The 11,284-nt window shown below is 63.3% G+C and carries 13 protein-coding genes; 3 read left to right on the plus strand and 10 right to left on the minus strand.

Annotated features, from left to right (window positions below):
* Positions 1–32 precede the first annotated feature (32 nt).
* The 3 genes from NKI88_RS14625 to NKI88_RS14635 all read right to left on the minus strand — a co-directional run bounded on the left by NKI88_RS14625 (position 33) and on the right by NKI88_RS14635 (position 3,184).
* Positions 33–1,187: an ABC transporter permease gene (locus NKI88_RS14625; RefSeq protein WP_352655827.1), complete on the minus strand. Its 1,155-nt coding sequence runs from the start codon at positions 1,185–1,187 to the stop codon at positions 33–35.
* On the minus strand, positions 1,184–2,062 hold the full coding sequence (locus NKI88_RS14630) for an ABC transporter permease (RefSeq protein ID WP_352655829.1): 879 nt from the start codon (positions 2,060–2,062) through the stop codon (positions 1,184–1,186). The genes NKI88_RS14625 and NKI88_RS14630 overlap by 4 nt, the downstream gene beginning before the upstream one ends.
* A 330-nt stretch (positions 2,063–2,392) precedes the next feature.
* Positions 2,393–3,184 (minus strand): ABC transporter ATP-binding protein, encoded by a 792-nt coding sequence (locus tag NKI88_RS14635; protein ID WP_023668219.1) that lies wholly within the window; start codon positions 3,182–3,184, stop codon positions 2,393–2,395.
* Between the two features lie 110 nt (positions 3,185–3,294).
* Here NKI88_RS14635 and NKI88_RS14640 point away from each other — a divergent pair, with 110 nt between their 5' ends.
* Positions 3,295–3,699, plus strand: coding sequence for a cupin domain-containing protein (locus NKI88_RS14640; RefSeq protein WP_502909469.1), 405 nt, complete (start codon positions 3,295–3,297; stop codon positions 3,697–3,699).
* A gap of 17 nt (positions 3,700–3,716) precedes the next feature.
* Here the strand turns inward: NKI88_RS14640 and NKI88_RS14645 are convergent, their stop codons facing one another.
* From NKI88_RS14645 to aptA, 6 genes are all read right to left on the minus strand, one after another.
* Positions 3,717–4,100, minus strand: coding sequence for a hypothetical protein (locus NKI88_RS14645; protein ID WP_031197044.1), 384 nt, complete (start codon positions 4,098–4,100; stop codon positions 3,717–3,719).
* Positions 4,101–4,116: 16 nt separating this feature from the next.
* Positions 4,117–4,410, minus strand: a complete 294-nt coding sequence (locus NKI88_RS14650; RefSeq protein ID WP_245260000.1) for a hypothetical protein — start codon at positions 4,408–4,410, stop codon at positions 4,117–4,119.
* 80 nt (positions 4,411–4,490) lie between these two features.
* On the minus strand, positions 4,491–5,942 hold the full coding sequence (gene hydA / locus NKI88_RS14655; protein WP_352655834.1) for a dihydropyrimidinase: 1,452 nt from the start codon (positions 5,940–5,942) through the stop codon (positions 4,491–4,493).
* Between the two features lie 62 nt (positions 5,943–6,004).
* Positions 6,005–7,255, minus strand: coding sequence for a Zn-dependent hydrolase (locus tag NKI88_RS14660; protein ID WP_352655836.1), 1,251 nt, complete (start codon positions 7,253–7,255; stop codon positions 6,005–6,007).
* Between the two features lie 3 nt (positions 7,256–7,258).
* Positions 7,259–7,756, minus strand: a complete 498-nt coding sequence (locus NKI88_RS14665; protein ID WP_352655838.1) for an endonuclease domain-containing protein — start codon at positions 7,754–7,756, stop codon at positions 7,259–7,261.
* A gap of 112 nt (positions 7,757–7,868) precedes the next feature.
* Positions 7,869–9,197: an omega-aminotransferase AptA gene (gene aptA / locus NKI88_RS14670; RefSeq protein ID WP_023705584.1), complete on the minus strand. Its 1,329-nt coding sequence runs from the start codon at positions 9,195–9,197 to the stop codon at positions 7,869–7,871.
* A 255-nt stretch (positions 9,198–9,452) separates the two neighbouring features.
* Here aptA and NKI88_RS14675 point away from each other — a divergent pair, with 255 nt between their 5' ends.
* The gene (locus NKI88_RS14675) at positions 9,453–10,082 is read left to right on the plus strand and encodes a TetR family transcriptional regulator C-terminal domain-containing protein (RefSeq protein ID WP_023697053.1); all 630 of its coding nucleotides are present in this window, start codon (positions 9,453–9,455) and stop codon (positions 10,080–10,082) included.
* A gap of 9 nt (positions 10,083–10,091) precedes the next feature.
* Here NKI88_RS14675 and NKI88_RS14680 read toward each other — a convergent pair whose 3' ends face one another.
* Complete coding sequence (locus tag NKI88_RS14680; protein WP_023729382.1) at positions 10,092–10,964, minus strand: helix-turn-helix transcriptional regulator; 873 nt, start codon at positions 10,962–10,964, stop codon at positions 10,092–10,094.
* A gap of 100 nt (positions 10,965–11,064) precedes the next feature.
* Between NKI88_RS14680 and NKI88_RS14685 the strand changes: the two genes are divergently transcribed.
* A partial coding sequence (locus tag NKI88_RS14685) for an SDR family NAD(P)-dependent oxidoreductase (RefSeq protein WP_352655840.1) occupies positions 11,065–11,284 on the plus strand: 220 nt, incomplete at its 3' end.

The following is an 11,284-nucleotide window of genomic DNA, read 5'->3' on the forward strand; positions in this document are numbered from 1 at the left end:
ACCCTCTGAAGTTAACACCCGAACCCACCGCCCTATCCACCACGGACAGAGGGATGCCAAAACGTGACGGCTCTCTCGACGAGAGCGACCACGCCATAAAAGACCGAACCCGCCAGTGCTGCAACTGCGATTTCGGCCCAGACCATGTCGATGTTCATCCGCCCGACCTCGGTCGAGATGCGAAAGCCCATGCCGACCACAGGCGTGCCGAAGAACTCGGCGACGATGGCGCCGATCAGCGCCAGCGTCGAGTTGATCTTGAGCGCGTTGAAGATGAAGGGCGCTGCCGCCGGCAGTCTGAGCTTCAAGAGTGTTGGCCAGTAGCCCGACGCATACGTGCGCATCAAATCGCGCTCCATATGGCCGGAGGCGGCAAGACCGGCAACCGTGTTCACCAGCATTGGGAAGAAGGTCATGATGATGACGACCGCGGCCTTGGACGGCCAGTCGAAGCCGAACCACATCACCATGATCGGCGCCACACCGATGATCGGCAGCGCCGAGACCATATTGCCGATCGGCAGCAGACCGCGGCGCAGGAACGGCACCCGGTCCGCGGCGATGGCCACCAGGAAGCCGGCGCCGCTCCCGACGATGTAGCCGAAGATCACCGCCTTGAAGATGGTCTGCCTGATATCGGCGCCGAGCACCGGCAGGGAACTGGCGAGGCGCACACCGATGGCGCTCGGCGGCGGCAAAAGGATGAAGGGAATGCCGGCGCCACGCGTCACCGCTTCCCATATGATCAGGATCCAGGCGCCGAAGATCGCCGGGATGATGAGGCGCAGCGCCATCCGCGCCCCTTTTGCCATAGGCCGAAGCCCCGACAGCACCGCCACGCAGCGCCAGGCCAGCAGCCAGGCAGCCGCGAGCAGCAGGAAATAAGGCGCCATTGCCGTGCCTTCGAACCCTGTAATGCCCGAGATCAGCATCCAGGCGACAAGGTGAGCGCCGATAAACAGCACCGCAGCCTCGGCTACCGCCGAAATTCTGATCATCGAGATCAGCCCCGCCAGCACGGCCAGGCCGATCATCGGGGTCTTTATACCGAAATAGGGGTAGTCGAAACTTGCCGTCGGGTCTGCAAGGGTGGCCGCTTCCGGCTTCGACATCGCGCCGAGCGCGACGGCGACGAGGCACAGCGCAATGGCCAGCACGGCTTGCCAGGAGGGCTTCAGCCAGTTCATGCCGGCCTCCCGCCCATCGCGCGGTCAACGAGGCGCCCGGCTATGCCGACCACCATGACCAGAAGGGCCGCCACCACCGAGCCCGCCACAAGGGCGGACCAGATGTCGATGGACTGGCTGTAATAGGCGCCTGCCAAAAGCTTGGCGCCGATGCCGGCAACAGCACCGGTCGGCAGTTCGCCGACAATGGCGCCGACCAGGCTCGCCGCCACCGCCACCTTCGTCGAGGTGAACAGGAACGGCACCGAGGCCGGCACCCGCAGCTTCCAGAAGGTCTGCGAGACACTGGCATTGTAGGTGTGCATCAGGTCGAGATGCATGAGTTCGGGCGAGCGCAGGCCCTTCACCATGCCAACCGTCACCGGGAAGAACGACAGGTAGGTCGAGATCATCGCCTTTGGGATCAGACCGCTGATGCCGATCGCCCCCAGCACGACGATGATCATCGGCGCCACCGCCAGAATGGGAATCGTCTGGGAGGCGATGATCCACGGCATCAGGCTGCGGTCGAGCGTCGCCACATGCACGATGCCAACCGCGATGACGATGCCGAGCGCCGTGCCGAAGGCAAAGCCCAGCAACGTCGACGACAGGGTCACCCAAGCATTGTAGACGAGGCTTCGGCTCGATGTGATGGGCCGCAGGAAGGTGTTCTCGAAGAAGTTCACCGCCACCTGATGCGGCGCCGGCAGCGTCGGCTTGGGCTGCGACAGCGTCTTGCCGATGAATTCGACTGTGCCGTGGGTTTCCCCGGCGCGCAGGTCGAGGTCGCGCTGGAAGGGCGCGTTTAGGATGACGGCGAAGACATACCAGAGCACCACCACGCCCAGGAGGATGGAGGTCACGGGGATGAGTTTTTCGCGGAAGGTGTCCATCAGGCGCGCTCCCCTTCTCCTCTCCCCGCCGGGAAGAGGGTGGCCGGAGCGAAGCGGAGGCCGACCACCTCCGCGTTCGTCATCCTAGGGCGGAGCGACGCGAAGCGTCGTGCAGACCCTAGGATCCATTCCGTGACGTTGGCCGAGGGGTATAAGCGGTTGAGAATGTTCGCCTTCGCGGGCGCAGCGGCGTGTGCACCGTTTTGCACCGTTGCGGACCGTATAGGTAACGGTATGGATCCTAGGGTCTGCGCCGCGTCGCTTCGCTCCTTGCTTCGCCCTAGGATGACGAAGGCGTGGCGGCGACGTCCGCACTCATTCGCTACCCCCTCAATCATCATAGCTGTGCCCTGCCCTCAAGCCATCGCGTACCCTGGCCGCGATCGCCAAAAATTCCGGCGTCTCGCGGATATCCAGTGGCCGCTCTTTTGGCAGCGTCGATTCGATGATGTCGGTAACCCGACCTGGGCGCGGCGACATGACGACGATGCGCGTCGACAGATACACCGCCTCGGGGATGGAATGGGTGACGAAGCAGATCGTCTTGTTGGTGCGCGCCCACAATTCCAGAAGCTGTTCATTGAGATGGTCGCGCACGATCTCGTCCAGCGCGCCGAAGGGCTCGTCCATCAGCAACAGGTCGGCGTCGAAGGCGAGCGCGCGGGCGATCGAAGCGCGCTGCTGCATGCCGCCGGAAAGCTGCCAAGGGTATTTCTTCTCGAAGCCGGAGAGGTTGACGAGCTCCATCGTGCGCTTGATGCGCTCGGCCTGCTCCGCTCTCGAAAGGCCGATGATTTCCAGCGGCAGCGCCACGTTACGCTCGATCGTGCGCCACGGGAAAAGGGCTGCCGCCTGGAAGACGTAGCCATAAGCGCGTTTCTCGCGCGCCTGTTCCGGCGTCATGCCGTTGACCGAGATCGTGCCCGATGTCGGTTTTTCCAGATCGGCGATGACGCGCAGCAAGGTGGTCTTGCCGCAGCCAGATGGGCCGATGAAGGAGACGAACTCGCCCTTGCCGATGGTCAGGTCGACTTTGGAGAGCGCCTCTACCGGACCGTCATTGGTCTGAAAGGTAAGGCCAAGTTTGCTTGCCGAGACGACGGCTGGCGATCGTCCCGTCATCGCTTGCTGCCTGCTTCTCGCAGCCGCCCAGGATGAAATGCCGTTGCATTCGCGTTGATGTTGCTTTCCACTCGTCCAATCCCACCCAATCGACGCCCGGAGCCTTGCCGATTTCGCCCAAACCCACTTGTCACCTTATCCGTCCTGAAAGCACTTATGAAGGCAAGCAGGGATCGACCTATTTTGCCGGCATTGCAGCCGAGACGGTCGGCTCGTCCGGCATCTGCATGCATCTGCTCACCCTGCCGCCCGGCGCCCGCGCCAAGGCGCATCTGCATGAAAGCCATGAGACGGCGATCTATGTGCTCTCGGGCGAGGTCCACACATGGTATGGCGACAGGCTCGAGAACCACATCGTCGTCAAGGCCGGCGACCTCTTCTACATCCCGGCCGGCGTACCGCATCTGCCGGCCAATATGAGCAACGCCCCGTCCTCGGCCGTCATCGCCCGCACCGATCCCAATGAACAGGAAAGCGTCGTCCCGTTGCCGGAGCTGGATGCGCTGGTGGCCTGACGCTGACGGGACTGCCGTCATTTGCACCGCGCCACTTCGCCCATGACATTGCCGTCCTCGTCGGCGACCGTCAGCTTCTTGGCGTTCTTGGCGCTGCGCTTGATGGTGAATTTGGTCGGCTCCTGTCCGTCTTCACCTTCGGCCTCGCATGTCGCCGTCACCACCAGCGAACCATCAGCCTGCGCTTGCTTCTCCGTGAAGGTGCAGGCGCTGGCGGCGGTGACCAATGCCTCGTCGGTCAAAAGCAGCATCCGATCGGCGGCGACTTCCTGGCCGTTGCGGTTGATGCAGCCATATTTGTCCCCATAGGGTTTCGTCAGGTCGATGCCTGCCGCAAGGGCCTGACCCGCAGCCAGAACGACTACCATCGCAACAGACGGCCCCAAACCGCGCGCGCTCATTCCCCCAGCTCCAACGTCACGAACACGGTTGCAACGGCCCCATTTCTTCAAGACCGGGAATGGTCACGAAGAACCCACCCTCGCCCTTGTTGGTGACCACAACGGTTTCAGCCGTCGTCCCCGCCTCGCCTTCGGCGGAACAGGTCGCATCAAGTGATTGCGTGCCCGGCGCCCACGTCAATTGCTGCGCGAACCGGCAGCCGCTGCCATAGGTCTCGATGCCCTCGGCGGTCAGCACGATATAATCGTCGCGGCCCTGAAAGCCGGCCTTTGCAAAGACACAACCGGCATCGTTGCCCCAGAAGCCCACCAGCCTCTCGGCCCCTGTTGCCGGACCAGCGACCACCATCGCCACGACCAGTGAAATGAGCGCCCCCGGGCTCCGCAACGTCAAACGCCTGTCGCCGGAATGCCGGTGCGTTCGACCTTGCGCGGCGCGGTGATGTCCTTCCAGGTCGATAGAGCCCGGTTGACCGCCGCGTTCGGCTCGCGGGCGACGAATTCGCCATGGCCTGGCTTGGCCTTGACCTCCGCTTCCTCGACCGACAATTCGCCGCGCGAAAAGACGAAGCGCGGCAGGCCGGTCACCTCAAAACCTTCGAAGACGTTGTAGTCGATCACCGATTGCTGCTTCTTTGAGGTGATGGTCTTCTTGGCGCTGGGGTCCCACACCACGATGTCGGCGTCCGCGCCTTCAACGATGGCACCTTTCCTAGGGTACATGTTGAGGATCTTGGCGATGTTGGTCGAAGTCACCGCGACGAACTCGTTCATCGTCAGCCGCCCGGTGTTGACGCCCGTCGTCCACAGCACGGGCAAGCGGTCTTCAAGCCCGCCGGTGCCGTTCGGGATCTTGGTGAAATCGGCGACGCCGTTGCGCTTCTGCTTGGTGGTGAAGGCGCAGTGGTCGGTCGCCACCACCTGCAGCGATCCCGCCTGCAGGCCGGCCCACAGCGAATCCTGGTGCAGCTTGTTGCGGAAGGGCGGGCTCATGACGCGGCGCGCCGCATGGTCCCAATCCTTGTCGAAATACTCGCTCTCATCCAGCGTCAGATGCTGGATCAGCGGCTCGCCGAAAACCCGCATGCCCTTCTGGCGGGCGCGGCGGATGGCTTCGTGGCTCTGCTCGCAGGACACATGCACGACATAGAGCGGCACGCCGGCCATGTCGGCGATCATGATGGCGCGGTTGGTCGCCTCGCCTTCCACTTCCGGCGGCCGCGAATAGGCGTGTCCCTCCGGGCCATTGTTCCCAGCAGCGAGCAGCTTCTGCGACAGCGCCGCAACCACGTCGCCATTCTCGGCATGCACCAACGGCAGCGCGCCGAGATCGGCGCAGCGCTGGAACGACGCGTACATCTCGTCGTCGTCCACCATCAGCGCGCCCTTGTAGGCCATGAAATGCTTGAACGAGGTAATGCCTCTGTCGACGACGGTGGCCATCTCGTCGAACACCTGCTTGCCCCACCAGGTGATCGCCATGTGGAAGGAGTAGTCGCAGGCAGCCTTCGAGGTCTTGTTGTCCCACATCTGCAACGCTTCCAGCAGCGATTGCTGCGGCGCCGGCAGGCAGAAATCGACCACCATCGTGGTGCCACCGGAAAGGGCCGCGCGCGTCCCGGACTCGAAATCGTCGGCCGAATAGGTGCCCATGAACGGCATTTCGAGATGAGTGTGCGGATCGATGCCGCCCGGCATGATGTAGCAGCCGCTGGCGTCGAACTCATGGTCGCCATGCAGGTTCGAGCCAATGGCGACGATCTTGCCGTGCTGCATCAGCACATCGGCCTTCCAGGTGCGGTCGGCGGTGACGATGGTGCCGTTTCGGATGACTTTGGTCATTGTCGTGTTCCCTTGTTCTCTTCGCGCTTCTTGTGAGCGTCGTTTTGAATACAGATCTTAGTTCACGCCACGATCCCCGCTGTCTCCACCACGGCATGGAACAGCACGTCGGCGCCGGCGCCGGCCCATTCCTTGGTGATTTCCTCGGCCTCGTTGTGTGACAACCCGTCAACGCAGGGGCACATCACCATGGCGGTCGGCGCGACGCGGTTGATCCAGCAGGCGTCGTGGCCGGCGCCGGAGACGATGTTGCGGTGGGAATAGCCGAGCCGATCGGCGGCGTCCCGGATCGCCTTGACGCAGCCGGCATCGAAGGTGACCGGATCGAAAGCGCCGACCTGCTCGACCTTGTACTGGATGTCGAGCGCCTCACAGATCGTGTCGATGCCTTCGCGTATGCGCCCATCCATCGCGTCCAGCACTTCCTTCTCGGGCGAACGGATGTCGATGGTGAAGACGGTGCGTCCCGCAATGATGTTGCGCGAGTTCGGAAACACCTCCATGTGGCCGACCGCGCCGACGGCGTCGGGCTGGTAGTCCATGGCGATCTCATGCACCAGCTCGATCACGCGCGCCATGCCGAGACCGGCATTACGGCGCTTGGGCATCGGCGTCGAGCCGGTATGCGCCTCCTTGCCGGTCAGCGTTACCTGCAGCCATTTCAGGCCCTGGCCGTGGGTGACGACACCGATATCGATGCCTTCATCCTCGAGGATCGGTCCCTGCTCGATATGCAGTTCGAAGAAGGCGTGGATCTTGCGACCGCCGACCTTCTCGGTTCCCTTCCAGCCGATGCGCTCCAGCTCCTCGCCGAACTTTTTCCCCTGTTTATCAGTGTGCTGATAAACGTCCGCCTGGTCGAGCACACCGGCGAACACGCCGGACGCCATCATCGCCGGGGCAAAGCGCGAGCCTTCCTCATTGGTCCAGTTGGTGACGACGATCGGATGCCTGGTCTGGATGCCGAGATCGTTAAGCGAGCGGATGATCTCCAGCCCGCCGAGCACGCCGAGCACGCCGTCATACTTGCCGCCGGTCGGCTGCGTGTCGAGATGGCTGCCGACATAAACCGGCGGCAGGCTGGGATCAGCACCTTCCCGCCGGGCAAACATGGTGCCCATCTCGTCCAGGCCCATTTCGAGCCCGGCCGCCTCGCACCAGCGCTTGAACAGATGCCGTCCCTCGCCGTCCTCGTCGGTCACGGTCTGGCGATTGTTGCCGCCGGCAATACCGGGGCCAATCTTCGCCATCTCCATGATGGAATCCCACAAACGGTCTGAATTGATTCGCAGATTCTCGCCTGGGGCGGCCATGCTCTAAAACCTCATCGGTTGCGGGGCGGCGGCGTCCCCCACCCCCCGAGGGGGGGGTGGCCGCCCAGCGGGGGGGGGGGGCGGGGCCCCCCCCCCCTCGTGGGGGGGGGGGCGGGTATGGGGGGGGGTGGGGTCGCCCGCGACGCGCGCGACCTTCTCTTTGACCACCTGCGCGACGTGCCAAGCGCTGTTTATGACATCGGGCTCGTCAACACGGAAGACTTCAAATCCGAGCGATCGCAGATAAGCATCGCGAACGGCATCGTGCCGCATACCCCTGTCGTGTTCGTGCATGTCGCCATCGACCTCAACGATCAGCTTCACCGCCAAGCAGGCAAAATCCACGATGTACGGCCCAATCGGGCACTGACGGCGAAACTTGATGCCGGCTGATTTCAGGTCCCGCAGTTCATACCACAGCAGCGATTCTCCCTTGGTCGCGTGAACTCGAAGCGCTCGCGCCTTTTGGCGCATTTCGAAGCTCACGCGGGTACGGGGCATCAGGAGCGGCCTTGGAACAAAAGAGCAGGTCGGCGTCCGGTCGCACCGACCCCACCCGACCGCTTCGCGGCCACCCTCCCCTCGAGGGGGAGGGATATCCACGCCCGGTTTGTCAATCGATCGCCCTCAGCACTTCTCTGACATGGTCGATCAATTCGTTGATCTGGCCCTTGGTGATGATCAGTGGCGGCGACAGCGCGATGATGTCGCCGGTGGTGCGGATCAGGGCGCCGCGCTCGAACGCCTTGACGAAGGCCGAGAAGGCCCGCTTGGTCGGGCTGCCGGCGATCGGCGCCAGTTCGATCGCGCCGATCAGGCCGATATTCCTGATGTCGATGACATGCGGCTCGTCCTTCAGCGAATGCAGCGCATCTTCCCAGTAGGGCGCCAGTTCCTCGCCGCGGGTCAGCAGGCCCTCTTCCTTGTAGGTGTCGAGCGTGCCGAGTGCCGCGGCGCACGCAATCGGATTGCCCGAATAGGTGTAGCCGTGGAAGAACTCGATCATGTGCTCGGGGCCGGTCATGAAGGCGTCGTGGATTTCCTTCTTCACGAACACCGCGCCCATCGGGATGACGCCGTTGGAGACGCCCTTGGCGGTGGTCATGATGTCGGGCGTGACGCCGAAATAATCCGCTGCGAACGGCGCGCCGAGACGGCCGAAACCGGTGATGACCTCGTCGAAGATCAGCAAAATGCCGTGCTTGGTGCAGATCTCGCGCAGTTTCTGCAGATAGCCCTTCGGCGGCAGGATGACGCCGGTGGAGCCGGCGACCGGTTCGACGATGACGGCGGCGATGGTCGAGGCGTCATGCAGGGCAACGATGCGCTCCAGCTCGTTGGCGAGTTCCGCGCCGTATTCCGGCACGCCCTTGGAGAAGGCGTTCTTCTCCGGCAGATGCGTGTGCGGCATGTGGTCGACGCCGCCGAGCAACGTGCCGAACATCTTGCGGTTGGTGACGATGCCGCCGACCGAGATGCCGCCGAAATTGACGCCGTGATAGCCGCGTTCGCGACCGATCAGGCGGGTGCGCGCGCCCTCGCCCTTCACACGGTGATAGGCGATCGCCATCTTCAGCGCCGTTTCGACCGATTCCGAACCGGAATTGGTGAAGAAGACATGGTCCATGCCCTTGGGCGCGAGATCGACCAGGCGGTTTGCCAGTTCGAACACGATCGGGTGTCCCATCTGGAAGGCCGGCGCATAGTCGAGTTCGGCCGCCTGATGCTGGATCGCTTCCGTGATCTTGGGACGGCAATGGCCGGCATTGACGCACCAGAGGCCGGCGGTGCCGTCGAGCACCTTGCGGCCGTCGCTGGTGGTGTAGTGCATGTCCTTGGCGGACACGAACATGCGTGGCGCCTGTTTGAACTGCCGGTTCGCCGTGAACGGCATCCAGAATGCGCTGAGATCGTTCGGCGTGACTTTCAGCCGGTTGGACATGACCAAGACTTCCCCTTGTAACCTGTTTCGGTGCGGCTAACGCTTGGTCTTTCCAAAGCTTGGTCTTTGCTGCGTTTTCATGCTACGCAAATTTTTGACCGATTGGACAAACGTTAGCACCGCCCTGTCGGCGGTCAAGGGATTACTAGCGGAAATGCGGCCTGCGAAGTGCGCTCCACGGGTAAGAGAAAAACTGGTCCAGAGAATTGGTCCAGATGACCCGCTCGGCCAAGGCTTGCAGGGGTGAGCGGCGCCATGGAAGGCTCAGCCCCTCGCCGCACCCGCATCCAGCAGGAAAAGCGCGAACTGATCCTGGAGGCAGCCCTCGAAGTCTTCTCCGCCAACGGCTTTCGCGGTTCGACCATCGACCAGATCGCCGAGGCCGCCGGGATGTCGAAGCCGAACCTGCTCTATTATTTCCGCCGCAAGGAAGACATTCACGAGACACTGATGGAGCGGCTGCTGGCGACCTGGCTGGCGCCGCTGCGCGAACTCGACGATATCGGCGATCCCCTGACCGAGCTCAGGAGCTACATCAGGCGCAAGCTCGAAATGGCGCGTGATTTTCCTAGGGAGAGCCGGCTGTTCGCCAACGAGATCCTGCAAGGCGCGCCACGCATCATGCCGCTGCTGGCGGGTGAACTGAAGACACTGGTCGACGAGAAGGCCAACGTCATCAAGGGCTGGATGCGCGCGGGAAAAATCGCCCGCACCGATCCCTGGCACCTGATCTTTTCGATCTGGGCGACGACGCAGCACTATGCCGATTTCGATGTCCAGGTCCGTGCCGTGCTCGGCGCCGATCGCGGCGGCGACGGCCGCTTCGAGGATGCGGCGCGGTTTCTGGAGCAGTTGTTCATTGATGGGCTGAAGCCGAAGGGCTGACCTTGGGCGTCAGGCGCTGCGGCGCTCCGCCGGCATCGCCTCAAGCAAATTCTGCAGCTTCTCGATCGAATTCTGTTCGGCCAGCGGCGTGTAGACGATCAGCTTCATGTCCGAGCCGTCGTCGATCGACAGGCTCATATGCTCGAACGTCATGGCGCCGGCTCTCGGATGTCGGACATGTTTCACCCCCGACAATCGGCGTGCCACGTCGCGTTGCGGCCACCAGTCGCGAAACTCCGGACTTGAGCGCGTCATAAGCACGATCAGCCGCTCGAAATCCGCATCGCCCACATAGCGGGCGCTTTCCGCCCGGAACGAGGCCAGCACGGTGCGCGCCAATTGCTCCCAGTCAACCAGCAGGCGCCGGTGATGCGGATTGGTGAACACCATGTGGACGATGTTGCGGGCGTCGCCCTCTAGCAGGCCATAATCACCGAACACCGCTACCGCCGCCGGATTCCAAGCCAGCACGTCCCAGCGCCGCCCGACGACATAGGCCGGCTGCAGCACCAGGCTCTCCAGCATATGCATCAGCGGGCCATCGACCTTTTCCGGCGCAGCCACGCGGTTCTCCGGTTGCTGGCGGCCTGCCAGGATGAACAGATGCCGCCTTTCAACGGCGTCGAGGCGCAGCGCTTCGCTGAGCGCCGCTAGCACCTCCACCGAGGGTCTGACCTCGCGGCCCTGCTCTAGCCATGTGTACCAGGTGGTGCCGACGCCGGCGATCATCGCCACTTCCTCGCGACGCAAGCCTGGCGTGCGTCTCCGCAGACCGGTCGCGATGCCGGTGGCGGACGGCGTCAATCTTTCGCGGCGCGAGCGCAGGAAGGCGCCAAGCTCGCGCCGGCGGCTGTCTTCAGCGGAGTGCGTGGGGGCATCCATGAGAGCTATTATAGCAGTATTGATACCAGGATAAAGTTTGAACTGTTTGGGCTGCGTCAGGGCACCCATCTTCCATCCAGAGAGATGGAGGCTCACCAATATGGACCTGAAAGACAAGACAATCCTCATCACCGGTTCGACCGACGGCGTCGGCCGTGTCGTCGCGCAAAGGCTGGGCGCCGGCGGCGCGTGCGTGCTGGTGCATGGCCGTGACGCGGCTCGCGGCAAGGCAACCGTCGCAGAAATCGAATCCGCCGGCGGCAAAGCCGAGTTCCTCGCCGCGGTCCGCGCCGCGCTAGCCGCGGGGCTGGCTCTGATTC

The organism is Mesorhizobium sp. M0317 (assembly GCF_040321555.1).
In the GTDB taxonomy this organism is placed as follows: Bacteria; Pseudomonadota; Alphaproteobacteria; order Rhizobiales; family Rhizobiaceae; genus Mesorhizobium.